Annotated in this window: 32 protein-coding genes and 2 pseudogenes; 11 read left to right on the forward strand and 23 right to left on the reverse strand. The window is 70.5% G+C overall.

All coding sequences use genetic code 11. The annotated features are described in order from the left end of the window. The first annotated feature begins 267 nt into the window (after positions 1 to 267). Complete coding sequence (locus RWE79_RS26965; protein ID WP_475942654.1) at positions 268 to 693, forward strand: ParB/RepB/Spo0J family partition protein; 426 nt, start codon at positions 268 to 270, stop codon at positions 691 to 693. A 177-nt stretch (positions 694 to 870) separates the two neighbouring features. Here RWE79_RS26965 and RWE79_RS26970 read toward each other — a convergent pair whose 3' ends face one another. Both RWE79_RS26970 and RWE79_RS26975 read right to left on the reverse strand, forming a co-directional pair. Then, complete coding sequence (locus tag RWE79_RS26970) at positions 871 to 1,326, reverse strand: hypothetical protein (RefSeq protein ID WP_475942655.1); 456 nt, start codon at positions 1,324 to 1,326, stop codon at positions 871 to 873. Continuing rightward, a complete protein-coding gene (locus RWE79_RS26975) occupies positions 1,319 to 2,311 on the reverse strand; it encodes a hypothetical protein (protein WP_475942656.1) in 993 nt (330 codons plus the stop codon). The genes RWE79_RS26970 and RWE79_RS26975 overlap by 8 nt, the downstream gene beginning before the upstream one ends. A gap of 166 nt (positions 2,312 to 2,477) precedes the next feature. On the opposite strand from RWE79_RS26975, the gene RWE79_RS26980 reads away from it, so the two are divergent. Continuing rightward, on the forward strand, positions 2,478 to 3,047 hold the full coding sequence (locus RWE79_RS26980; RefSeq protein WP_475942657.1) for a DUF4158 domain-containing protein: 570 nt from the start codon (positions 2,478 to 2,480) through the stop codon (positions 3,045 to 3,047). Positions 3,048 to 3,452: 405 nt separating this feature from the next. Here RWE79_RS26980 and RWE79_RS26985 read toward each other — a convergent pair whose 3' ends face one another. Beyond that, positions 3,453 to 4,373 carry an NADP-dependent oxidoreductase gene (locus RWE79_RS26985; RefSeq protein ID WP_475942658.1) on the reverse strand — a complete coding sequence of 307 codons (921 nt, stop codon included), beginning with the start codon at positions 4,371 to 4,373 and terminating at the stop codon, positions 3,453 to 3,455. A 212-nt stretch (positions 4,374 to 4,585) separates the two neighbouring features. Continuing rightward, a complete protein-coding gene (locus RWE79_RS26990; RefSeq protein WP_475942659.1) occupies positions 4,586 to 5,224 on the reverse strand; it encodes an HD domain-containing protein in 639 nt (212 codons plus the stop codon). Positions 5,225 to 5,357: 133 nt separating this feature from the next. Between RWE79_RS26990 and RWE79_RS26995 the strand changes: the two genes are divergently transcribed. The 4 genes and pseudogenes from RWE79_RS26995 to RWE79_RS27010 all read left to right on the forward strand — a co-directional run bounded on the left by RWE79_RS26995 (position 5,358) and on the right by RWE79_RS27010 (position 8,302). After that, on the forward strand, positions 5,358 to 6,326 hold the full coding sequence (locus tag RWE79_RS26995; RefSeq protein ID WP_475942660.1) for a GlxA family transcriptional regulator: 969 nt from the start codon (positions 5,358 to 5,360) through the stop codon (positions 6,324 to 6,326). Positions 6,327 to 6,336: 10 nt separating this feature from the next. After that, positions 6,337 to 6,450: pseudogene (locus tag RWE79_RS27000) on the forward strand (DNA-binding protein); the annotation flags it as partial. A gap of 430 nt (positions 6,451 to 6,880) precedes the next feature. Beyond that, positions 6,881 to 7,237 (forward strand): annotated as a pseudogene (locus RWE79_RS27005) (DUF488 domain-containing protein); the annotation flags it as partial. A gap of 60 nt (positions 7,238 to 7,297) precedes the next feature. Beyond that, the gene (locus tag RWE79_RS27010) at positions 7,298 to 8,302 is read left to right on the forward strand and encodes a tellurite resistance/C4-dicarboxylate transporter family protein (protein WP_475946127.1); all 1,005 of its coding nucleotides are present in this window, start codon (positions 7,298 to 7,300) and stop codon (positions 8,300 to 8,302) included. 77 nt (positions 8,303 to 8,379) lie between these two features. Here RWE79_RS27010 and RWE79_RS27015 read toward each other — a convergent pair whose 3' ends face one another. The 19 genes from RWE79_RS27015 to RWE79_RS27105 all read right to left on the reverse strand — a co-directional run bounded on the left by RWE79_RS27015 (position 8,380) and on the right by RWE79_RS27105 (position 18,763). Next, on the reverse strand, positions 8,380 to 9,573 hold the full coding sequence (locus RWE79_RS27015; RefSeq protein ID WP_475942661.1) for a damage-control phosphatase ARMT1 family protein: 1,194 nt from the start codon (positions 9,571 to 9,573) through the stop codon (positions 8,380 to 8,382). A 62-nt stretch (positions 9,574 to 9,635) separates the two neighbouring features. Then, a complete protein-coding gene (locus RWE79_RS27020) occupies positions 9,636 to 9,893 on the reverse strand; it encodes a hypothetical protein (protein WP_475942662.1) in 258 nt (85 codons plus the stop codon). A gap of 252 nt (positions 9,894 to 10,145) precedes the next feature. After that, on the reverse strand, positions 10,146 to 10,424 hold the full coding sequence (locus RWE79_RS27025) for a GlsB/YeaQ/YmgE family stress response membrane protein (RefSeq protein ID WP_475942663.1): 279 nt from the start codon (positions 10,422 to 10,424) through the stop codon (positions 10,146 to 10,148). 100 nt (positions 10,425 to 10,524) lie between these two features. Further along, positions 10,525 to 10,809: a gas vesicle protein K gene (locus RWE79_RS27030; RefSeq protein WP_475942664.1), complete on the reverse strand. Its 285-nt coding sequence runs from the start codon at positions 10,807 to 10,809 to the stop codon at positions 10,525 to 10,527. Continuing rightward, positions 10,806 to 11,033 carry a gas vesicle protein gene (locus tag RWE79_RS27035; RefSeq protein ID WP_475942665.1) on the reverse strand — a complete coding sequence of 76 codons (228 nt, stop codon included), beginning with the start codon at positions 11,031 to 11,033 and terminating at the stop codon, positions 10,806 to 10,808. Before RWE79_RS27035 ends, RWE79_RS27030 begins: the two co-directional genes overlap by 4 nt. A 3-nt stretch (positions 11,034 to 11,036) precedes the next feature. Next, complete coding sequence (locus RWE79_RS27040; RefSeq protein WP_475942666.1) at positions 11,037 to 11,906, reverse strand: GvpL/GvpF family gas vesicle protein; 870 nt, start codon at positions 11,904 to 11,906, stop codon at positions 11,037 to 11,039. Beyond that, a complete protein-coding gene (locus RWE79_RS27045; RefSeq protein WP_475942667.1) occupies positions 11,903 to 12,265 on the reverse strand; it encodes a gas vesicle protein in 363 nt (120 codons plus the stop codon). The genes RWE79_RS27040 and RWE79_RS27045 overlap by 4 nt, the downstream gene beginning before the upstream one ends. A 29-nt stretch (positions 12,266 to 12,294) precedes the next feature. Beyond that, the gene (locus tag RWE79_RS27050; protein WP_475942668.1) at positions 12,295 to 13,281 is read right to left on the reverse strand and encodes an SRPBCC family protein; all 987 of its coding nucleotides are present in this window, start codon (positions 13,279 to 13,281) and stop codon (positions 12,295 to 12,297) included. Between the two features lie 6 nt (positions 13,282 to 13,287). Next, the gene (locus RWE79_RS27055; protein ID WP_475942669.1) at positions 13,288 to 14,220 is read right to left on the reverse strand and encodes a histone protein; all 933 of its coding nucleotides are present in this window, start codon (positions 14,218 to 14,220) and stop codon (positions 13,288 to 13,290) included. 7 nt (positions 14,221 to 14,227) lie between these two features. Then, positions 14,228 to 14,482 carry a gas vesicle protein GvpG gene (locus RWE79_RS27060; protein WP_475942670.1) on the reverse strand — a complete coding sequence of 85 codons (255 nt, stop codon included), beginning with the start codon at positions 14,480 to 14,482 and terminating at the stop codon, positions 14,228 to 14,230. A 1-nt stretch (position 14,483) separates the two neighbouring features. Next, positions 14,484 to 15,245, reverse strand: a complete 762-nt coding sequence (locus RWE79_RS27065; RefSeq protein WP_475942671.1) for a GvpL/GvpF family gas vesicle protein — start codon at positions 15,243 to 15,245, stop codon at positions 14,484 to 14,486. 3 nt (positions 15,246 to 15,248) lie between these two features. After that, positions 15,249 to 15,725: a gas vesicle structural protein GvpA gene (locus RWE79_RS27070; protein WP_475942672.1), complete on the reverse strand. Its 477-nt coding sequence runs from the start codon at positions 15,723 to 15,725 to the stop codon at positions 15,249 to 15,251. Positions 15,726 to 15,763: 38 nt separating this feature from the next. Next, on the reverse strand, positions 15,764 to 16,084 hold the full coding sequence (locus RWE79_RS27075) for a gas vesicle protein GvpO (protein ID WP_475942673.1): 321 nt from the start codon (positions 16,082 to 16,084) through the stop codon (positions 15,764 to 15,766). A gap of 17 nt (positions 16,085 to 16,101) precedes the next feature. Further along, positions 16,102 to 16,389, reverse strand: coding sequence for a hypothetical protein (locus RWE79_RS27080; protein ID WP_475942674.1), 288 nt, complete (start codon positions 16,387 to 16,389; stop codon positions 16,102 to 16,104). Positions 16,390 to 16,436: 47 nt separating this feature from the next. After that, positions 16,437 to 17,042 carry an alkaline shock response membrane anchor protein AmaP gene (locus tag RWE79_RS27085; RefSeq protein ID WP_475942675.1) on the reverse strand — a complete coding sequence of 202 codons (606 nt, stop codon included), beginning with the start codon at positions 17,040 to 17,042 and terminating at the stop codon, positions 16,437 to 16,439. A 42-nt stretch (positions 17,043 to 17,084) separates the two neighbouring features. Continuing rightward, on the reverse strand, positions 17,085 to 17,672 hold the full coding sequence (locus tag RWE79_RS27090; RefSeq protein ID WP_475942676.1) for a DUF6286 domain-containing protein: 588 nt from the start codon (positions 17,670 to 17,672) through the stop codon (positions 17,085 to 17,087). A gap of 28 nt (positions 17,673 to 17,700) precedes the next feature. Continuing rightward, a complete protein-coding gene (locus RWE79_RS27095) occupies positions 17,701 to 18,075 on the reverse strand; it encodes an Asp23/Gls24 family envelope stress response protein (protein WP_475942677.1) in 375 nt (124 codons plus the stop codon). After that, positions 18,072 to 18,260: a hypothetical protein gene (locus RWE79_RS27100; RefSeq protein ID WP_475942678.1), complete on the reverse strand. Its 189-nt coding sequence runs from the start codon at positions 18,258 to 18,260 to the stop codon at positions 18,072 to 18,074. The genes RWE79_RS27095 and RWE79_RS27100 overlap by 4 nt, the downstream gene beginning before the upstream one ends. Before the next feature lie 20 nt (positions 18,261 to 18,280). Further along, positions 18,281 to 18,763, reverse strand: coding sequence for an Asp23/Gls24 family envelope stress response protein (locus RWE79_RS27105; protein WP_475942679.1), 483 nt, complete (start codon positions 18,761 to 18,763; stop codon positions 18,281 to 18,283). A gap of 375 nt (positions 18,764 to 19,138) precedes the next feature. On the opposite strand from RWE79_RS27105, the gene RWE79_RS27110 reads away from it, so the two are divergent. The 5 genes from RWE79_RS27110 (at position 19,139) to nrtL (ending at position 22,416) form a co-directional block, all read left to right on the forward strand. Then, positions 19,139 to 19,684 carry an RNA polymerase sigma factor gene (locus RWE79_RS27110; protein ID WP_475946128.1) on the forward strand — a complete coding sequence of 182 codons (546 nt, stop codon included), beginning with the start codon at positions 19,139 to 19,141 and terminating at the stop codon, positions 19,682 to 19,684. Then, positions 19,675 to 20,130 (forward strand): hypothetical protein, encoded by a 456-nt coding sequence (locus RWE79_RS27115; RefSeq protein WP_475942680.1) that lies wholly within the window; start codon positions 19,675 to 19,677, stop codon positions 20,128 to 20,130. Before RWE79_RS27110 ends, RWE79_RS27115 begins: the two co-directional genes overlap by 10 nt. Further along, positions 20,130 to 20,459: a hypothetical protein gene (locus RWE79_RS27120; RefSeq protein ID WP_475942681.1), complete on the forward strand. Its 330-nt coding sequence runs from the start codon at positions 20,130 to 20,132 to the stop codon at positions 20,457 to 20,459. Before RWE79_RS27115 ends, RWE79_RS27120 begins: the two co-directional genes overlap by 1 nt. 146 nt (positions 20,460 to 20,605) lie before the next feature. Next, the gene (locus RWE79_RS27125) at positions 20,606 to 21,028 is read left to right on the forward strand and encodes a response regulator (RefSeq protein ID WP_475946130.1); all 423 of its coding nucleotides are present in this window, start codon (positions 20,606 to 20,608) and stop codon (positions 21,026 to 21,028) included. A gap of 380 nt (positions 21,029 to 21,408) precedes the next feature. After that, the gene (gene nrtL / locus RWE79_RS27130; protein WP_475942682.1) at positions 21,409 to 22,416 is read left to right on the forward strand and encodes an ArgS-related anticodon-binding protein NrtL; all 1,008 of its coding nucleotides are present in this window, start codon (positions 21,409 to 21,411) and stop codon (positions 22,414 to 22,416) included. The last annotated feature ends 1 nt before the right edge of the window (position 22,417 follow it).

The following is a 22,417-nucleotide window of genomic DNA, read 5'->3' on the forward strand; positions in this document are numbered from 1 at the left end:
TGTTGCTGCTGAAGATGTGCGACGGCACGAAGGGTAGACATCGTGAGGCCGCTGCAACCTGTGGCTCACCCGCTATGCCGAGTCGTACGTCGCCTCGACAGTGACCCTCCCACGGGAAAGCGCCAGCCGTTTCCGTTCCCCACTGCCACGCGCTCAAGACGTACGGATGCAACCGCCGGAAGCTGGCTGCTGCCCTACTGGAGACGGCGCAAGCGCTACATCGGGCAGTTGAGAGTCCACGCACTGCGGCCCGAGTAGCCTCGCGGTATGACGATGATGGTTCCCCTGGCCGACCTGCACAGGGCCGAGCCGTGCAAGGACTATGACGCCGTCCTGGACAACTTGGCCGTGCTGTATAGCAGTACGGAAGATCTCGCATGCTGGAAGACTGAGACGGTGGCGGTAGGCGAGATCGACCGTTTCCAGATCATGGACGACCTTGACGGCGAAGACCGACCGCAGCGGGTGAAGAGCCTGCGTCTGGCACTCCGTAGCAACGCTCCTGTGCCGCCAGTGGTACTCGTTCACGGGCTAACCCCTGACCGGGGCAACTACTTTCTTCTCGACGGGTGCCATCGCTTTAACGCTGCCCACGAGGAGGGAGCGGCCGATCTTGCTGCGTGGGTTGCGCACATCGGCTGCTGTGGGGGTCCCTCGCCAGACATGGACGAGGCAAGCTCGATTGCCAGGTGACGAGGCCATCGCGTCGGCCCTGGGCGACCCAGCCGGGCTGACCTTTTCGTCCCGAAGCAACCCGGGCACCCTCACGACCTGCGGTCTTACCGGGGTCGAGCTGCGCGAACAGTCCCTCAACGTCCGTGGACGTACGCCGAAGCACGAGGCCGTTGTAGCGCAGTGGGGCACATCGCGCTAGAACTCGAACACGGTGTTGGGGTCGTCCATGGCGCTCCTCAGTTCGCCGAGGTTGCCGATCATGGCGAGAGGCGATGTGCGTGCCACTTCGACGATTCCCCCGACGACGGTCTGCATCGCTGCGACGTCGCCAGATTCAAGTGCCCGGTCAAGGCCGTCAAATAGTCGCTTGTGCGTCTCGCGCCGCTCTTCGAAGACGCGGTCGAAGTAGTCCCGCAGAGTCTTCTCGGACGCCTTGATTCGCGCGACCTCGATCTCCCGGTACGTCCTGAGCTTTTCGCGCTTCGTGCTCTCCGTTTCGCGGATCTGGATCGATTCGCGCGCAGCGCTGACGAGTTGGTTGAGTGCGTTGAGCGCGTCTGCCGCGCTGAGCCTTCCTGCCGCCCCGACCACTAGCTCGGTTGCCTTCGCAGGCAGGGGGGTGCCCTTGGGCAAGCCCTTCTGATCAGGCATCCGCCGTCTCCTTGCGCGCGTCGCGGTAGTTGAAGATGAGTTGCTCGGTGTTCGTGTCGAGGTTGTCGTCTTCGTCGGCGACGGGTGCTGTGGCTACATTCCGCACCGACGTGACCAGGACCAGAGCCTCTTGGAGACGCTTGCCGTGAGCGTCGATGTCGAAGGGTTCGGATTCGAGCAGATCGAGGGCATTCGTTGCCTGTGAAACCAGCCGAATGAGGATGTCGTCCAGTTCATGTGCTCGCTTCCTCACTCCACGGAGGCGTTGGTCGCGAACGTCGAGTTGCGCGATGGCGACGTCGACTGCTGTCCGGCGGTTGTCAGCCTCAGTTCGTGCCTTGGTTCCTCGATTCTTCATCGTGAGGCCTGCGATGAGGACGCTGGGGCCAGCGGCTGAGACTTTGAGGACCGTTGCTCCGAGCGTCATCCCACCACCGCCAGAAGCGAGGCTTCCGCCGCCGAGGAATGCACGCGTTGCACGCTCTGCCGCTGCTCCGCGGAGGTTCGCGATCGGCGTCCCAGTGCTGGCCTTTGCCAGTTGGGTTACGGCCTTGCGGAGGACCGCCGGAGCTGCGCCGCCGACCAAGGCTGAGCCGACGACGCCTCGGACCCAACCCGCGACATCCGGATCGAGCTTCGCCATCCCTACGACTTGGGTGGTGTTTGTGTCCTCGACTCCGTCGAGGATGAGGTGCTCATGCGCGCGAACCTGCTTGGCATGGCGCTCGAGGAAGTCCCGCATCCGGAAGATGACGTCGCGCTGTGCTCGTTCCTGCGTTCGACCGAGCGATTGCAGCGCTGCGTTCGCTCGGTCGACCTTCGCGAGGTGAGTGGTGTGGCGATTCTCGTAGCGTGTCGTGTGATGTCGGATCTGCGTTCGAGCACGCTTGAGCTGCACGCTACCGACGGCGCCCGCCACCACGCCGCCGCCTCCCGTGATGCCGCTGACGATGATGATGACGAGCGGGACGCGTGGCAAGACCATCGTCGGCACCTCCTTGGGGGACTGCAAGGCGATGCGCAAGTCTTGCGTTCGTCTCGCACGCGAATGGTATCGCCACGGTCACTCGAATGGCCGATGGTTGAGCGCTTCGCCCCTGTGCAACACCCTGGGTCCCCGTTGCCGCTGGGCGGTTCACTTGTTGGGCTGAATGAGTGAACGCCGGGCGTGCTGTCCCGGCTGGCGTACGGCAGAAGAATGGGCGGGCGCCGGGGTGGGGCGGGATCTGGGGCTGGACGGGGTGGTCGAGCACTTCACGCTGGTCGGCGATGAGGTGGGCTGGCTGCGGAACAAGTCCGGGGCGACCCGGCTGGGCTTCGCGGTACCGCTGAAGTTCGTCACCTGGCGGGGCCGGTTCCCCAGGATGCGGGTCGAGCTGCCCGCGGACGCCGTCGAGCACGTCGCGCAGCAGGTCGGTGTGTCGGCCTTGATCTGGCACAACAAGCGCCGCGACGAGCAGGCCCGCATCGAGCTGCTGCGGCACATGCGGGCCGAGCTGATCGAACCGCCGACGGCGGACCGGATCAGCACCATAGTGCGGTCCGCGCTGCACCAGGGCGACGAGCGGGCCGTCACCGAGGCCGCCGCCCGCCTCCAGGCAGACGGCTGTGCCTGCCGGGTCGACGCCCTGGTCTTCACCGATCTGTCCGGCTCGCACCTACGCGAGGGCGCCGATGAAGGCTTGGATGCACTCACCGACCCGCCCCGGGGCAACCGGTAGCCGAGACCATCCCTCCACCATCACCGTTGCGCAGCTCCGCAGATTAGCGCCGTGCGCACGACCAGCCATGTTCTGTGGCTCCTGCCCAGGACTCGAGCCTGCTCCCAAACGCCGACGGTCTACCGATTCAGCGGGACAACCGTCTGGATCACCAGATGCCCACCGCCGACCCACGGTTTCGCCCGTTCCCATGTTCTGGGTGCCCCGCCGGGGGCACTTTGCGGTGTTCAGGGCGATCAAGGCCCCGACCTGCACAAGTGCAAAGCATTGAGGGTCGGACTCAGTTCCACTGAGTCCGACCCTTTGTTTGTGTCCGGCGCTGTTCGCGAGTGAGTGGCGAGTGAGCCCAGCGATGGCCAGTGGAAGTCTGCCTCCTTGATCAAGGCACCCGGCTTCGCTCAGCCTTCAGTCCTCGGCGACCCGGATAATCGTCCTGCCGGTGACGCGCCGCTCAGGGGCGAAGGCGGCGGCTGCCTCGGTCAGCGGGCGGACCGCGCCGACCCGCACGTCGAGCCGTCCGTCCCGGAGCCGCTGCGCCAGGTCCGCGAGGCGCGCACGGTCGGGTTCCACGACGAAGAACAGCGCCCGCCCGTCCTTGGGCCGGACGGTGGGCGGCTGGGCGATCGTGACGAGCGTGCCGCCGGCGCGTACGAGCGCGGCCGAGCGGTCGAGGATGTCACCGCCGATCACGTCGAACACCACGTCGACCTCGTCGGCGTCCTCCAGCCGGCCGGCCTCGAGGTCCAGGAACGCGTGCGCGCCCAGAGTCAGGACGGTGTCCCGGTCGGCGGACCGACCGGTGCCGATCACGCGGGCTCCCGCCTCCAGCGCGAGCCGCACCGCGATCGAACCGACGCCACCCGCGGCGCCGTGGATCAGGACGGTCTGGCCGGTCATGATCCGCGCGTGGTCGAACAGCCCCTGCCAGGCGGTCAGTCCGGAGATCGGCAGTCCGGCCGCCACCGTGTGGTCGACATCCGCCGGAAGCGGGGCGAGGTTGCGGGCCTCCACCGCGACGTACTCGGCCAGCGAGCCGTCGCGGGCCCAGTCGGTCAGTCCGAAGACCCGCTGGCCGACAGTGAGCCCGGTGGTTCCGTATCCGAGCTCCGCCACGACACCCGAGACCTCGTGCCCGGGCACGCTCGGAGTGCGGTCGCGGCCGGCGCGATCGGACCACGTTCCGGGCCAGTCGAGCTCTCCGCGGGTGAACCCCGCGGCGTGCACCCGCACGATGACGTCGTTCTCGGCGGCATGCGGATACGGCAGGTCCGTCAGGGTCAGCCCGCTGACGCCGGCGTCGCGGTCCGAGGCGGTGATGGCTCGCATGACTGTTCCTCTTTCTGACAGCACCGGACGGGCGTCTCCGAGGTGGTCACTCGGTGACCCGGGTGACGAATCCCGGCGTTCCCGGTACAGCGGACAGATCGGTGACGGTGTGCTCGCGGTCGCCGTCATCACCACGGTGGCGAGCGCCGGCGCGGTGAAGGTGGCAGGTCGTCCAAGGCGACGACGGCTGCGGCCGGAAGTCACTGGTGACATCAATTCGGCCAGGGCGCGTCAATGACGCGCTCGACCATGGTCTTGCGGCGGAAACCTGGAATGAAGTGTTCCAGTACGTCCGAATTGACGGTCCCGTAGGTGGTGTCCGGACGATTCCTGAGCCCGTCGACGAATGCCTGCAGGAATTCCTTCTTGAATTGTCCGCGCGGATGGGCGGTGATGATCTCGTCCACCTGGCCGCCATCCAGCCTGTCCAGCCCCCAGCCGAGCGCGTCGGTCAGAACGCCGTAGTTCGTGGCGGCCGTCTCCGGGCCCATCCGGCCGGGAATCCCCGGCGTCGTGTGCAGCGCGACCGCTGTCCAGACGACCTCGGCGGCGCTCTTCGGGAAGCCGCGGTCGAGCAGGAACTTGCGCGCGTGGTCGGCGCCGTCGAGCTCGAAGCGCTGCTCCATGTCGGAGAACGGGCTCGAAAGCCCCGTGTCGTGGAACATCGCGGATATGTAGAGCAGCTCCGGATCAGGCTGGAGGCCGAGCTCGCGCGCGTGAAGAGAACCGAAGAGGAAAACACGCCGGGAATGATGGAAGATGAGAGGGCTGGTCGTTTCACGAAGAAAACTGGTGGCTTCCGCCACCGCTGCGGTCTCTGGTATTTCCACTGCTGCGATGATGTCGGTCATGATGTTGACGCTTTCGATGAGATGGTAAGGAGTAGGCAGTGCCTCCGTTCTCTACGATGCCGACTGCCTGGCTTCGCTGCCACCTCGGTCTGGCCATGAACCACTCGAATCCGGACACCTGAGGAATAGGACTGTGAGCGCCGAAACGCATCGGGTCGCGATCCTCGTCTACGACGGGGTCGCGCTGCTGGACGTCGCCGGCCCCGCAGAGGTGTTCGGGGAAGCGAATCGGCTTGGCGCCGGCTATCGGATCGCCCTGCTGTCGACGACCGGTGCCGACGTCGCCTCGTCGATCGGCATAAGAATCGCCGTCGACGGCAGCCCCACCGCCGAGCCGGACCCTGACACGTTCGTGATGCCGGGCGGGGTCGTCCATCCCAGGACTCCCGTCACACGGGATCTGATCGAGGCCGCGCGGGAGCTGGCGGTCCGGTCCGGCCGGGTGGCGTCCGTCTGCTCCGGAGCATTCGTCCTCGGTGCCGCCGGCCTCCTGGACGGCAAGCGTGCAACCACCCACTGGAAGATCGCGCGCGAACTGGCCGGTCGGCACCCGAGGATCCGCGTGGAACCCGATGCCATCTACGTGCGCGACGGCACCACATACACTTCGGCGGGCGTCACCGCCGGCATCGACCTGGCGCTGGCTCTCGTCGAGGAGGACCACGGTCCTGAACTGAGCCGGGACGTCGCCCGGGCCCTGGTGGTCTACCTGCAACGCCCGGGCGGCCAGTCACAGTTCTCCGCGCCCCTGCAGGGCCCACCGCCCCGGACCCCGGCCCTGCGCACGGTCGTCGACCTGGTGATGGCGAATCCTGCGGGGAACCACTCCCTCGGTGAGCTCGCCGGGCATCTCAACCTCAGTCCCCGCCATCTCACGCGGCTGTTCCGCGAGGAGTTGTCCACCACGCCGGCCCGCTACGTCGAGTCGATCCGGTTCGATATCGCGAAGGCTCTGCTCGACCAGGGGCATACCGCGACACAGGCGGCGTCCTTGGCCGGGTTCCCGAGTTACGAGAGTCTCCGACGGGTCTTCGTGCGGGAGTTGTCCATCAGTCCCGCCGCATACCAGCGCCGCTTCAGCACCGCCCGTCGCACCTGGTAGCGCCGAGCCGCCCCTCCTGGCCGACGCCGGCCTGCGCGGCCACAAGTACGCCATCGGCGCCATGCTCAGGGCTACCGCGCTCGCCGCCCGTGCCCCCGTCACCGTGCTCACATCCGATCCGGAGGGCTTTTCGCGGCGCGAGTCAGGGCCGGTGGTTGGCGCCCGCGCCGGCCAGAGTGGCCCGGTAACGCCTCCGCCCTCTCCGCCGCAGGCGGCGTCGGCCTGCTGGACGGGTGCCGATGTCCGGTGCCCCATGGCTTCTTCGACCAGGGGTGATGGTGGAGGTGCTCAACCTCCACATCCCCCTGCGGTCCTCCTCGCCGGATGGTCACGGTGTCCGTGGCGCACGTCCCCGAGCCGGCCGGTCAAAGTCGGATAAAATGAACATGCCGGACGGGTGGCTGTGCGGTGACGCACGCTGCTGACGCGCGGCACCGTGGTCCGCCGGAATCAGCGTTCCTGGCAGCGGGCCGAACCCGGTGCGAGCGCCCCGCCGCACGAGTGACCGTCTATCGGCTCGACGGCCCGGGGTACCTATCCGCGAAAGGTGCGTCATGGGCAAGCAGGTGACCTGTCGCAGAATCTCCGAGCAGACCTCCCCCGAGGACGGCAAGCGGGTGCTCGTCGATCGTGTCTGGCCGCGGGGCATCAGCAGTGAAGGCGCGCATCTCGACGAGTGGCTGGGCGATGTCGCGCCATCCACCAAGCTGCGACGCTGGTACAGACATGAGCCCCTTCGCTCCGATGAGTTCCGCCGCCGCTATCTCGCCGAACTGGAGGACCCTGAACACCAGCCGGCCGCGGGCCACCTGAGTGACCTCGCCGAACGCGGCAAGCTGACCCTGCTGACCGCCAGCCAGGATGTGGAGCGCAGCCACGCCGCCGTCCTCGCCGAATGGCTCACCGGTGCCGACGACCGTCCCGAGCCTGATCCGCGCCCACGTGGGTACCGGGCGGCCGTCTCCTCCAAGGTGGCGGACCTCAACGCGGGGGCGTTCGCGTTCGTCATGGGCACGGCCATCGTGTCCACCGCCCTGTACCTCGACGGCGCCGGCACCGCCTCCGCGGCGCTGCTGGTGGTGGCCCTGGCCGGTTTCGCGCTGCTGTTGCCCGCCTATGCCTGGCGACTGCTGCGCTGGCGGGAGCGGTTCATCGCGGATCTCGTCGGGCCGCGCGGATTCGCCTTCCTCACCATCGCCATCTCCTCCAACGTGCTGGCCGCCCGCCTGGTGCCGGACGGCCATACCGCGGTGGCCGGGGCGTTCCTGGCGTTCGGGGCGGTGGCGTGGCTGCTGCTGGGCTACGCGATTCCCCTCGGGTTGATCACCACCGCGAGACGGGATCCATCGATCGACCAGGCGAACGGCACCTGGTTCCTGTGGGCGGTGGGATCCGAGTCGGTGGCGGTCGCGGCAGCCGCTCTGGGCCGGGTGACCCCGGGCGACCTGCTGCCGGTGGTGGCCTTGGTGTGCTGGGCCATCGGACTGATGCAGTACCTGTTGACCGCCGCGATCGTCCTGGCCAGGCTCCTGGTGCGGCCGGTGGCGCCGGGAGGTCTCATGACATCGTCCTGGATCTTCATGGGGGCGGCGGCGATCAGCGTGCTCGCCGGGGCGAGGCTGCTCCAACTGCCGCCGGGGAGCTTGCTGCTGTCGCGTTCGGTCGTCGCCGGGGTGTCCATCGTCCTGTGGTCGTTCTCCAGCTGGCTGATTCCGCTGCTGCTGGCTCTGGGGGTATGGCGGCATGCGCTGCGACGGATTCCGCTGCGTTACGAGTTGGGCTGGTGGAACCTGGTCTTCCCGATCGGTATGTACGCGGTCACCACCCACGAACTGGGACGTGCGACCGGGACGTCGTGGCTGACCATGCTGGGCCGCGGGGAGATCTGGGTCGCCGCCGCCACTTGGGTGGTGGCGTTCACCGCCATGGTGGTCGCCGCGGTCAGGCCCCACGCGATGACCAGGCGTGGCGGGTGAGGGCCGGTACGCCGTTCGACGGCCAGGTCCGTGGGCGCCGAGGTGTGTGCCGATCCGGTACCGCGGTCCGTGTCCTGTCAGCGCCGGACCTGGATCAGCGCGTGGGTGCCGCTGGTGCGCCAGCGCTGCTGGTGGGCGGCGGTGAGCGAGGTCAGGGTCGGCTCGTCGAGGCCGACGATCACGTCGGACTTCAGGGTGCGCAGTGCGGCCACCGGGCCCGGGAACCAGGCGGTGCGGGCGGTGAAGGACGTGGTGGCGGGCCAGCTGCGGTCGCCGACGAGGCGGCGGTAGTTGAGGTCGCCCTTCATGAGGGTCAGGGTGGCCTCGGCGAACTCCTCGCGGAGGTCGTCGGGCATGTCGGCGTAGGGGAGGGGCGCGCAGGAGAAGGGGTGGGCGCGGACGGTGAGTTGACCGGTGGACATGGCCTGCCAGAGGCGCCGGCCGGTCCGGGACGCGGCGCCGTCGGCGTGGACCAGGCGGCGGAGGCAGTCGACGACGTCGGCGGTGGTGGCGTCGGAGACGAAGTACGGGTAGGGCTTGACGTGGAGGACGACGCGTTCGGCGTGCCGGTGGCGCAGCAGGTGGTCGATGAGGATCAAGTCGGGCAGGAGTTCCCCTCCGGCGTTGTCCGCGACCAGGCAGAGGGTGCCCGCGCCGCCCGCGGGGAGGACGGACCACAGCAGGGCGGAGTCGTCCGCGACCAGCGGTGAGCCGGCGGCACCCGCCGTGCCGCCGGCCGAGGAGATGCGGAAGCCGAGGTCGGCGCGGTTGCCCCACAGGGAGCCGAGGAGGAGCGCCCCGGCCTGTTCCTCGGCCGGTCGGGTCGCCAGCCGGTCGAGCGCGGCCAGCTCTTCGTCGGTCTCCACTGTCCGCAGTTCCGCCTGCTTGAACGGGGCGAACGGGTCGATCCCGCCCCACGGCCCGTCGCCGAAGTAGCCGACCGCGTCGAGGAGCCGGCGGTAGAAGTAGCTCTCGGCCCACAGGAACGGCACGTCGAACCACGACCGGCCGAAGTGGTCGCGGCCCCAGGCCTCCCACCGGGCGTGGTCATGGGCGGCGTGGGCGTCCTGGCTCGGGGGAAGGGGTTCGATCACGCCCTCGGTGGCCTGCCGCAGCAGGGCGTCGAGCGCGCGGTGCTGTTCCGGGCCGTACGGGAAGGCCGCCCGCACCTTGGCGATGAGGGCCGGATGGCGTTCGGCCAGCACGCTCCGCGGGAAGGAGCCCGGCTCGTTGCTGAGGATGACGGGCGCCGGCTCGGCTTCTTCGGGCATGGCCTCACCGTACCGCCGGGCCCCGCCTCCTCAGCCGCCACCGGCGCCGCGTCAGGGCGTACTCAGCGGGCGGCGGCGCTGTCGATCCAGGCGACGACGGCGCCGACGGTGGCGTCGTCGAGCCGGCGCGCGATGGTGCGTACGGCGGAGCTGTCCCCCGGCAGCGGGGGGACGCCGGCCGAAATGAGCGCGGTGTGCAGGTCGACCCAGCGGGCGTCGGTGGCGGAGAGGCCGTGGGGCGCGTTCTGGGCGTCGGCGGACGGCGGGGCGAGAAAGTAGTCGCCGTCGAGGGAGTGCGGCGAGGGGTGGAGAAGGCTCATGGGGAATTCCTCTCGGATCTCGGACGATGCCGACCGGACTTGCCGTGCAGGACGGCCCCGGCGGTCTTCCGGTTGCGCCCCGGCTCCGGCTTCACCCGTCCGGCCGTGTGCCGTCCGGCGAATCCCGTGAATTCCCGGGCCGCGTGAATGCGGCCGGAAACGCGACCGGCCGTTCAGGATCATGGAGATCCTGAACGGCCGGTCGCACAGCGGCGGTAGGTGCCGCGGGGTAATCCCGGAACCACGCCCCCGTCAGGCGTGCCGGTGCGAGGACCTGTTGCCGGTGACCATGCGGTAGACGGCCAGCAGGATCAGCGAACCCGCGATGGCGGCGATCCAGGTGGACAGATCGAAGAATCCGTCGATCGAGTCGACACCGAAAATGACCTTTCCGAGCCACCCGCCGAGAAGACCGCCCGCGATCCCTATGAGCATGGTGATGATGATGCCGCCCGGGTCCCGGCCCGGCATCAGGGCTTTGGCGATGATTCCCGCCAACAGCCCGATGAGAATCCACGCGATGATGCCCATGAGGCTCCTCCTGTCTCGAACTGCACGACGTCTCTGTAACCGAGTGCGCGCTGCGAGCGGTTTCAAACGTTCCCGTTTCCGCCGCGGGACGAAATGCGTGTCAGTTACGAGGCAGGAGGGTTCCGAGTGGTCCGAGATCGAGGTTGAGGTCTTCCGGGGTCAGGCCGTGCTGGTCGCAGAGCTCGGTCATGCGCTGGTCTAGCAGCATGAGTGTCGTACCGATCTCGTCGACCTGCCGGTCGGTGAGATCCCCCTGCTCCACCCGGCGGATGGCCTGCCGCTCCATCAGCTGCCGCAGGAGTTCCACGACGGTCAGGACCAGAGTGACGAGATCGCGTCCCATCCGGTCCGGGTCCTGGTCCAGGTCCAGCCGTGTCCCCGTCACAGGGGGCCTCCGTCCGCCCAGGGAGCGGGAACGCGTTCGCTGACGGACGACAGGAGCGCGTGCAGGGACAGCCGTACGAGGGGTACGTCGGCGATCGCGATGACCAGGTCGCCGCTGACCACCACGCCGGTCGCCAGGACGCGGTCCAGGAGGTCGACGAGCGGAACTCCGATGGGGCCGGACAGGGGGCCGGGGCTGTCCCACGGCACCACGTCGTGCGTCATGTTCTACTCCTCGCCGACGAAGGAGTACGGCACCCACGGTCCTGTGACGTCGATCCGCGCCCCGGTTCTCCGGCTCAGCGCCCTTGCCAGAACGACGAGTTCGCGGGCTCGTTCCTCGTCCACCAGGTAGGCGGCGTTGAGGACCTGCGGGTGGGGTTCCCCTGACAGCTCCTGGCCGTGCGGCCGGAGCCGCCGGGAGGCGGCGCAGACGCTTCGCAGTTCGGCGTCGACCGCTTCCGCGATGCGCAGCGACTCCTCGTGGCGCCGTTCGCGCTGTTGCTGGATGCCCCGCTTGCGGTCGAGGTAGGCGAGGCCGGCCCCGGGAGCCGGGCGGCCGCGGTCGGCGGGCGGGGCGGGCCTGGCCGTGGGGGCGTCGGCGGGGGGACCGGGGGCGTAGACCTTCACGCCCCACTCGGCGTGATGCGCGATGCGCCTCAGGACGGTGTGGAAACGGTCCGCCTCGGCTTTCAGGGCTGTTTCCGCTCGCTCGTCGCCGAGGTACAGGGTGGCCAGGGGCAGAGGAACCGTGGGGCCGCAGGCGGCGGCCGCGGACACCGCGTCGTGGTGGGCGCGTGCGCACCGTTCAAGGGCGTCGCGGTCCGCGAGGCGTGTCCGCCAGGCCTCGTCGGTGAAGTCGGCAGCCGGCACGGACTGGACGACAGCGGTCAGCGTCCCGAAACGAAGGCCGCGTACGGGAGCCTCGTCCGCGACGCCGGACAGGCCGGCGACGGTCGCCGGATCCAGGGTGCGGCACACGGCGAAGACGTAGGTGGCGATCGCGTCCGGGGCGTCCGGGGCGTCCGGCGAGCCGGAGGAATCGTCGGAATCACCGGAATCGGGGGCGTCGGGGGCGTCGTGGGCGCGCTCCGTCATGTGTCTCGTTTCTCCTTCGTGCGCTTTTCCGGGAGCGAGTCGTCGTCCGCCCTGGACTCGAGCGCGTCCAGGCGCTCACGCAGCTCGCGGTTCTCGTCCTGCAGGGCGTTGCGGGACGCCCGCGAGCTGAGAGCGGGGTCGTTCTCCCACCAGTCGATGCCGGCCTTCTTGGCGGTGTCCACGGATGCCACGAAGAGACGGAGCCGGATGGTCAGGAGCTCGATGTCGAGGAGGTCGATCTTGATGTCACCGGCGATGACGATCCCTTTGTCGAGGACACGTTCGAGGATGTCGGCGAGATTGGTCGTCTGCGGCCCGGCGGCGGGGTAGGCGCCCTGCCGGAAGTCGACGTCGGTCACGTGGGGCGCCTCAGCTCTCTTGTTCGCTGTCAGCGGCGGGGTTCATCCTCTTCCTCCCACTCGCCGTCCTCCTGGTCCTCTTCCTGGTCCTCCTCCTCGTCTTCCTCCTCGCCCTGTTCTTCGTCCTCCTCCTCACCGCCCTCCTCGGCGTCCTCCTCGCCGTTCTCGGCCTCGGCGGCCTCTTCCTCCTCCATCGCCTCGTCGTGCGACACGACGACCTCGCCGTCCCGGATCTCGCCGCGCCAGCCCTCGGGCTCCTCCTCGGCGAAACTGACGTAACGCTGGAAGTTCTTGAAGTCGAGCCGCAGCCGCCTGCCCTGGACCCGCCACAGATTGCCGGTCTTCTCGAAGAAACCGGCCGGGTAGTACTCCACGACCAGGACGATGCGCGTCAGGGTCGGTCCCAGCTCATGAAAACTGACGACCCCGCGGGTCGTGCCCTTGGCGCCTTCGGAGGTCCAGACGATGCGGTCGTCGGGAATCTGCTCCTGCACGGTCGCCTTGAAGCTGCGCGAGGAGGGCCCGACCTTGACCTTCCAGTCGCTGGACGTCTCATCCTCCTTGGAGACGTCCCGGACGCCCTTGGCGAAACCGCTGAACTCCTCGTACTGCGTCCAGTGGTCGTAGGCGATGCGCAAAGGCACTCCCACATCGAGGACCTCGATGATGTTCATGACCTTGCCGCCGCTGGACTTGCGTTTCCCCTTGCCCCCGCCGAAGGCCTCCTTGGCCTTCCCCACGATCTTGTCCTTGAAGCCCTTCGCCTTCTCGGAGACAAACGCCTTCAGCGGCGAGTCGCCCTGGAGAATGCGGGAGCCGATCGCGGGCAGCGACCCGCCGTTCTCGGCGGCGTCGGTCAGCTGCCCGGTGACGTCCTTCAGCTTGTCGCCGGCCTTCTCCGCGAGGTTTCCCACCTGCGCGCTGAGGAAGTCCGACAGTTCCCCGCGGAGGCGGTCCAGCCCCGACTCCTCCACCTCGGGTGTGTCTTCTTCTTCTTCTTCTTGCGTCCTGGCCATGGCTGGCTACCTCCGACGGTCGGCGCGCGCGGGCGTCTTCTTGGCAGCCCGCTTCGACGGCGTCTTCTTGGCTGGTGCGGTCTTCTTGGCCGAGGCCGACTTCTTGGCGGGTGCCGACTTCTTGGCCGCCGCCTTCTTCGCAGGCGCGGTCTTCTTGGCGGCTGCCGTCTTCTTGGCCGGGGCCCTCTTGGCCGGGGCGGTCTTCTTGGCGGGCGCCGGCTTCTTGCCCTCCCCGTCGGACGCGGACGCCCCTCGCCGGGCCGGGGCGGCCTTCTTCCTCGCCGCGGTGCGTTCCTGTGCCCGCCGGCGCCGTGGCGGCTCGGGCTCCTCCTCGGGCTCTTCCTCTTCCTCTTCCTCCTCCTCGGGCTCGGGTTCTTCCTCGGGCTCGTCCTCGTATTCGTCAGCAGGAGGCTTTTCCTCTTCGCCTTCCTCCTCCTCTTCCTCGTCGGCCTCTTCGCCCTCTTCGCCCTCTTCGCCCTCTTCGCCCTCTTCGTACTCGGCCTCGGGTTCTTCCTCGCCCTCCTCCTCGTCCTCCTCGTCCTCGTACTCCGCGTCCGCTGCTTGGTCCGGCGCGTTCTCGTCCTCGTCCTCGTACTCCTCCTCGTCCTCCTCCTCGTCCTGTCCGCTTGCGCCGAGCTTGGCCGTACGGCCGCTGATCGCGTCGGCGAGGGTGCTCATGCCACGGTCGGCCGCGGCGGCGACCGCCTTGCGGCCGGCTTCGAAAACCTCTCCCTTCAGCTGGTCCTGCAACTCCGCGAACTGCGGGATCTCCCCGAGTTTGCGCATCCCTTCGGCGGCGAGCTGGCGCGGTTCGAGGCCGAATCGACGGCCCGCCAGATAGGTCGCCACGCTGAGGGCCAGCCGGCCCTTCTTCGTGCGCCCCAGCACATAACCGCCCACCACTGCGGCGGCGAGGGCCACCTTGGTCTGCTCATCCATGAGTGAGTCACCTTCGTTCGTTCGGCGTGTGGCCGACCCGCGCGGCGTGCAGCCGGTCGAGCAGCCGCTCCTCTTCGCGTTCGAACTCCTCCAGGCTGATGGTTCCGTCTTCCAGTTCTCGGTTCAGTGCCGCCAGCTGACCGCGCAGTACGGCGGGGTCGTGCAACTCGCGATCGGCGGCGTCATTGATTTTTTCCGCCACCCAGATCACTCCGCGGACCGGAGCGAGAGGGAGCGTCAGCAGGCCGGTGATCAGTCCCATGTCACGCTCCGGCGGTCGGCACGAGAGGGCCAGGGCCCTCGGCGGCGACGAAGCTGTAGCAGGGCAGCGGGCCGGCGAGGCGGAGCTCGACGTGGTCACGGTGGGTCTCGGCGAACCGCTGCGCCGTCGCTGTGAAGGTGTCGCTGCCGCTCCGGTCGAGGAGGAACGACATGTTGAGAACGCATCCGTGGACGTCCGGCCCGGCGGCCACCGCGCGGGCCATGGGCGTCAGCTCGCGCAGCGCCCGCTGTCCGGCCTCGGCGGCCCGGCGTGAGAGAGCCGAGGCGACGGCCTCGCCCAGCCGGAGGTTGGCGTCGTATCCGGGAGCCCGACGCGCTTCCGCCCGGAGCCGGCGGATGTTCCTGTCCCCGGCGACGACGGAGGCCAGCGCGTCCGGGACCGGAAGCGCCTTGACGTTGATCTCCACCCGGCCGTCGAGGTGGTCCAGAGCCACGATGTGACGCGCCTGGGCGACGGCCAGTTGCCCACGCACGGTCTCCTCGTCCGCCGCCACCATTCCGAAGCGCATGGGGAGCACCGGCCCGCCCTCGGCCAGGAGCATCAGGAGATCCTGGTGCGCGAGCAGGTCGCGCCGCCGGGCGCGCAGTTGGGGAGGCGAATCGCTGACGACGGCGGTGACCGGCCCCTGCCGGATCGTCCGCAGGACGGCCGGGGGACTGCCGACCCCGCGGGCGCCCCCGGGCAGCGGGCTTCCCGTCCGGATGATCGCGTAGACGTACACGCCGTGGCCTGTCGCGGTCACAGGTCACGCCTCCACGCGTCGGCGCCGGCCGGCCGCGCCGCTGCGGGCGGGAGCACGCCGCTTGGGCCTCTCCGGCTCCGCCTCGTCCTGCTCTTCGGGGTCTTCGGCGTCGTCCTCGTCACGGCTGCCGCCGCCGCCGACCGCCTTGCGTACCGTGTCGCCCACGGACTCCGCGGCGTTCCGCACCTTGCGCTTGCCGATGGACTTGGCGGCACTGCCGCCGAGCAGCTCGGGGATGGTGGTGCTGCCCGAGTCGCGTTCGAGGTCGAGCCGGTTGCACGCCTCCGCGAACCGCAGGTAGGTGTCGACGCTCGCGATGACGATGCGCGCATCGATCTTGAGGATCTCGATGCCGACCAGGGAGACCCGGACGAACACGTCGATCACCATGCCCCGGTCAAGGATGAGTTCCAGCACGTCGTACAACGTGCCGGCGCGCGGCGGGCACGCGACCTCGTCGGAGTAGGTGGTCGTGGGCATGGTGACGTCCTCTCAGATGGTCAGGGGCACACCGCGGGTCACTCGTCGGCGGCACCTCGTCGGTAGCGGCGGACCCGGCTGTACTCCATGAGCTCGCCGTCCTTGTCGAGCTGCACCTCGTAGGACGCCAGCAGACTCGTGGTGTCCGGAATCCGGGCGACCTCAAGGACGTCCACCACGACGCACCAGCCGTCGTCCGTGCGCCGGACCGCCGACACGCCCTCCGCGGGGTGCCCGATCAGCCCCTCCAGCCGCTGGCAGGCGGCGCGGGCGGCGTACTCCGGACCGCGGGCGGCGGGGGCGCGCCGAGCGGCCGTTGTCGAAGAGGGCCGGGCCCGCGCGCGACGTTGTTCTGCCATGACACCCAGTGTGATCACTATCGTGCGCGGCGCATCTTGAGCGACTCCGCCCGTGTAGCGCGCCGGACCAGGGAGCGCATGTGTGCCCGACGGAGCCGGGTGTCGGCTTTCGGGACGCCCACGCCCTTGCGCCGGCCCTTCCCCGCTCCGTGGGGTGCGGTGAGCCGGAGATGGGGGCCGGACCCGTGCCGCCGGGGTCCGAGGCGCGAGGCGACGCCGAGGGCCAGTCTGGCCTTTTTCATCCGGCCCAGGACGTAACCGCCGGCCATGCCCACGGCGAGGGCGGTTCTGGCCGTGCCCTTCATGTCGCGCTCCTTTCGGACGATCAGCATCCACCGGCGTCACCGGCGGCCTACGTCACCCGGTGCGGACGGTGCCTGGCGACCCGCAGCCGGGCCTGGGCGGGGAGCCGGGTCCAGCCCGTGGACCGGCAGGCGTGTTCCAGGGGACCGTCGGACAGGGCGCGCAGGACCGGTTCCGGCGCCCCGTCGGGGGTCAGGGTGAGGGTGATGTGCGTGCGGGCCCGGGTGGGCCGGCCGGCCATCCGGGTGCGGGCCTGCTCGACGCCGGGCAGCAGGGTGGCCTCGGCGCCGATCGCGTCGCTGAGCGCGTGGCCGTGCAGCTCCACGCCCTCCTGGGCGGACGGGCCGCCGACGTGCACGTGCCGTGGCCCGGAGCGGCGCAGCTGGCTCAGCAGCCACCACAGGGCGAGCAGGGTGATGAGGGCGAGGGCGGCGATGACGACGGGCCAGGACCAGTCGTGGCCGGTCCAGCGGGTGCGGTCGGCCGCGCTGAGCAGGATGTCCTGCGGGGTGGTGAGCGGCCAGCCGCCGGGCGGTGCGAGGTGCCAGTGCCGGTACACGTCCAGCCCGCCGGCGAGGACCAGGAGGCCGCCGCCCAGGAGCACCAGGCCGGCCAGCGCCAGCAGGGTTCGGTTGACACGGGCTTGTGCCGTCATCGTCGTTCCTCCAGGTCGTACCGGTTCCGCGTGCCCGGCCGGTCAGGACGTGCGCTGCCGTACCCGCACGGTGAGACGCGGCGGGTGGGCGAGGGCGAGCCGGCCGCGCTCCTCGTGCAGGACGGAGGTGAGGTCGTCCCTGACCTCGTCCGGGTCGCGGAAGCGCACATCCGCGCGGGTCGTGATGCGGCGCCGGCGCACCCGGACGCGGGCCCGGCTGACGCCGGGGACGCGCAGGGCGGCGTCGCGCAGCAGCTGGGCGGCGCCGTCGCGGTCCAGCGTGGCCTTCAGGTCGGGCCGGCCGGCGGGGGAGTTCAGCGGCAGCAGGTGGCGCACTCCGGGGGTGAGGGCCAGCACGACGAGCCACAGGCCGAGGGCGGCGGCGACCGCGGCGCCGGTGAGCATCCACACGTCGTCCACCGGGCGGCCGGCCAGCTCGCGGGCCAGGTGCCGGCGCCAGGAGGCGGCGTTGTTCCCGGCGCGGACCGAGGCGACGTCGAACAGCAGGAACCCGGCGCAGACCAGCACGACGAGCGCGGTGAGCGCGGCCGGTATCCGGCGTTCGGACCACAGGCGCCGTGACGGGTGCTGCCGGCTCCCGTCGTCCGGCTTCGGCTGTTCCTGGCTCATGGCGGTTCCTCTCGCGCGGCGGCGCGGTTCATCGCACCCTGCCCTGCGACGGGCTGACGGAGGGCACCAAATGCCGGACGGTCAGGGTGACTTCGGTGACGTGGATGCCGGTCAACCGGGTCACTCGCTCGGCGACGTAGTCACGCACCTGTTGCGAGGCGCCGATGATGTCGACGGGGTACGGCAGGTCCAGAAGCAGCCCCAGCCGGGCCCGTCCGTCGTGCGCGGTGGCCCGGGAGCGGGGTGCGCCCAACTGCCGCCGGGAGAGGGGCCCGCCGGTCTGCCGGGTCAGGGCCTCCTGCGCGGCGCGGGCGGCGATGCGGGCCACCACCTTGTCGGGAATCACGGTGGCGCCGCGTTCGGCCGGCGCCGGAAGGCCGTCGGCGGGCGTCGGCGTGGTCACCGCTGCCGGTCCCGGTTACGGGAGTGCACGAAGTCGGCTATGTCGCCGTCGCCCTGCACGAGGCCGCCGACGACCAGGCCCACCGCGCCCAGGACGGCGACGAGCAGGAAGGCCCAGAAGCCGCCGAAGTAGCCGGCGAAGCCCAGGGTCATGCCGGTCAGCAGTCCTACCGTGGTTGTGTTCATCTCTCACTCCGTTCCTCGGGTCACCTCACGCGGTCACCGGCGGACTCGTCGTCCTGCTCGTCGGGCAGGTGGACGTCGTCGACGGCGATGTTCACCTCGACGACCTCCAGTCCGGTGATGCGTTCCACCGCGGAGATGACGTTGTCGCGCACTTCCGCGGCGACGTCGACGATGGGGGCCCCGTACTCGACGACGACATCGAGGTCGATGGCGGCCTGACGCTCGCCGACCTCGACCTTCACTCCGCGGGAGACGCTGGGGCCCCGGCCGGGGACCTTGTCGCGGACGGTCCCCAGGCCGCGGGCCATTCCGGTCCCGAGGCTGTGGATGCCGGGCACCTCACGGGTGGCCATTCCGGCGACCTTCTCCACGACGCTGTCCGCGATGGTGGTCCGACCGCGGGTTCCGGGCGGCTCCTCCACGCCGCTTCGGCCCTGCAGCGGTGATGACGTGTGCTCGCTCGGCCGACTCTCACCGCCGAAGCTGCCGCTGATGTCCGCCATGAGGATCTCCTCCGACCTCGACACTGGCGCCGGGCGACGGCGCCTCTCGAAAGGTTGGACACCCTTCGGTCGAGACCCTCACACCCGGCGTATGTGATGTGCGTCACATATTGTGAGAGGGGGTGGGTTCATACGGGCAACTGCGGGACAGCGCCAGCAGGAGTCGAGCGGGCCATGGACATACGGGCCACATCCTCAGGCCGGCGGCCGGTCGGCCGCCGGGGCACCGCACCGCCGACCGGCGGCGTGAGCGGGGTGCACGGTGTATACGGGATACGAGATCCCGTATACGAGATACGAGACGGCGTATATGGGATACGAGACGGTGGATACGGCATACACCGCGCAGACGCCGGTGCTCGCCGCGCGGACAGTCTGGCCGACGTGGAGGACCGGCTGCTGGTCATCCGCGCCGGCGAGGGTGACGACGACGCCTTCGCCGTCCTGGTCGGCCGCCACAGCGCCGCGATGCTCACCCTCGCCCGCCGGCTGCTCGGCAATCGCTCCGACGCCGAGGACGCCGTTCAGGACGCCTTCCTCAGCGCCTGGCGCAGGCTCCCGTACTTCCGTCACGGCGCCGCGTTCCGCACCTGGATGTACCGCATCGTCACCAACCGCTGCCTGAACATGCTGCGCGGTCGCCGGGACACCGTTCCCCTGGACGCCGTCCCCGAGCTGTCCAGCCGTGACGCGCGCGGCCTGCCCGCGCGCGCGGCCGAGGCCGACGCCGCCACCGCCGCCCTGAGTACGGCGCTGCGCGAGCTGAGCCCCGACCAGCGGGCCTGCTGGATCCTGCGGGAACTGCACGGCCTGCACTACGAGGAGATCGCCCAGGTCACGGGCGCCAGCGAGCAGACCGTACGCGGCAGGCTCTCGCGGGCCCGGCACTCGCTGCTGGAGGGGATGTCCGCATGGCGCTAGACAACCGCCGCCCCGCCCTGGACCGGGCCATCGGTGCCCTGCGCGCCCAGGAACGGCGACGGCGCGGCGGGCAGGCGCTCGCCCTCCGCGTGATGCGCGGGGTCCGCGCCGAGACACTGCCCGGACCGTTGCTGCCGCTGGACGATCCCACCCAGGACCTGCGCATCTCCGGGGCCGCGGCCGCCAAGGTCCTGCGCAGAGCGGCCGACACCCTCTCCGGGGTGCGTGCCGTCGGGTGCCGGCTGACCGCGGCCGGAGACGGCTCCGTCGCCGTCCATGTCGTCATGACCCTGTCCGCCGCGCTCGACCATCCCCTGCCCGACCGCGCGGCCCAGGTCCGTACCGCCGTCCTGCGGGCCGCGCGCCTGGAGCTGGGCCTCGCCGTCCTGGACGTCGATCTGGAGATCGCCGAGGTACTGGATCCACCCGGAGGGGGCGCCCGCTGATGGGCTCCGCCGCACCGGACATCCGGCGGATCGCCGCCCGTTGCGCCCTGGGCGTCCCGGGCGTGGCCCGGCTCCACCCCGGCCCGGTCCGGCGCGCGGAGGCAGCCACCGGGGCGGGCGTCCGGGCGGAGCGCACGGGCGCCGCCGGCTGGAGCGTCGAGGTGCGGTGCGTGCTGTGCGGGGAGTACCGCGCGCTGGACACCGCCCGCCGGATCCGCGTGCGGGTGCGGGCCGCGGTCGCCGGTCACCTGGCCGGGCTCGGCACACCGGAACCGGTGACCGTCCGGGTGACCGTCACCGACGTCAGGCCGCCGGGTCCGGTGGCGTGACGTCGGCCTGGAGGCGCCGCCGTCGCCGGAGCGGGAACGGTCCGGTGCCGCGCCGTGCCGCGCGCTGCCGACCTCTCGCGGGGAAGAAGTGCGCAAAACGCCGACGCGTCCCCTCTCGCGCGCCTACCCTTCGAGGTGTGCCGGGCATGTCCGGCCGGGTGCTCGTTGTCGACGACAACAAGGTCATCCGGCAACTGATCAGGGTCAACCTTGAGCTGGAGGGCTTCGAGGTCGTGACCGCGGCCGATGGTGCCGAATGCCTGGACGTGGTGCACCGGGTACGTCCGGATGTCGTGACGCTGGACGTGGTGATGCCCAGGCTGGACGGCATCGAGACCGCGACGGCGCTGCGCGCGGACCCGGCGACCCGGGGACTGCCCATCGCGATGGTGAGCGCCTGCACCCAGGCCGAGGTCGAGGCGGGCGCCGCCGCCGGGGTGAACGCGTTCCTCGGCAAGCCCTTCGAACCGACCGAGCTGGTGAGCCTCGTACGCCGCCTGGTGCTGGACGCCGCGCAGAGCGGCGAACCCGCCTCCGGTGAACCGGCCACCGCTCCCGGAACCGGCTGACCGTCTCCGGTGAACCGGCCACCGCTCCCGGAACCGGCTGACCGTCTCCGGTGAACCGGCCACCGCTCCCGGAACCGGCTGACCGTCTCCGGTGAACCGGCCACCGCTCCCGGAACCGGCTGACCGTCTCCGGTGAACCGGCCACCGCCCCCGGAACCGGCTGACCGTCTCCGGTGAACCGGCCACCGCCCCCGGAACCGGCTGACCGTCTCCGGTGAACCGGCCACCGCCCCCGGAACCGGCTGACCGTCTCCGGTGAACCGGCCACCGCCCCCGGAACCGGCTCACCGCCGGCCAGGCACAGCCCGACCGCGGGCGCGCTGCCCGAAGGGTGAAACCCGTTCGCGTGGCCACCCCCCTCCTCGCCTACGCTTGCCACTGTGACTCCCGCCGAGCTCTCCCGCACCGTCCTGAGGACAGTGCGCCGTGCCGTGGAGGCCGAGGAGCTGAGGCTGGACGGGCCGGAGCTGCCCGAGCGGATCGTGGTGCGGCGGCCGCCGCGGCCCGGGTGCGGGGACTACGCGACCAATGTGGCGCTCAGACTCGCCGGGCCCGCGGGACAGCCGCCGCGGCAGATCGCGGAGATACTGAGCCGGCACCTCGCGGCGGCCCCCGGGATCGCCCGGGTGGAGATCGCCGAGCCCGGCTTCCTCAACATCACGCTCGACGCGGTGTCGCACGCCGGCATCGTCCGGTCGGTGCGCGAGAGCGGCCCGGCGTACGGGCAGGGGGACGGCCTGCGGGACGTACGGGTCACCGTGGTCCCCGCCGACCCCGGGGAGGCGCGGGCGGCCGTGTTCGCGGAGGCCGCCGGCCGGCTGCTGCGGGCCGCCGGCGCCCGGCCGGGCGCCCCGGAACCGGTCGTGCCGCAGGGCGTGGCGGTTCCGCTCGACGAATTGCTGAGCACCCTCGGCCCGGACGCCGCCCGCTGGGCCCTGCTGCGCCCGCCGCCCGGTGACGTGCCGCAGCCGGATCCGGCGGTCCACCTCCCGCAGCGCGCGAGCAACCCGCTGTTCCGGGTCCGCTACGCCCACGCCCGCACCCGGGCCCTCACCCGTAATGCCCACGACCTGGGCATCGAACCGGCGACCGGCGAGCACGCCGCGTACCGGCATCCCGCCGAGACCGATCTTCTCGGCCTGATCGCGGACTTCCCCCGCGTCGTCGACGCCGCCGCCCGGCACCGCGCCCCCGACCGGGTCGCGCGGCACGCGGAGCGCACGGCCGACGCCTTCTTCCGCTTCCACGACGAGTGCCCGGTGCTGCCCAAGGGCGAGGAGAAACCCTCGGCCGTTCACGGCGCCCGGCTCGCGCTCGCCGAAGCCGCCGGGACCGTGCTCGCCAACGGCCTGTCCCTGCTCGGCATCAGTGCCCCCGATCATCTGTGAG

It is taken from the genome of Streptomyces sp. RLA131 (genome assembly GCF_056270125.1).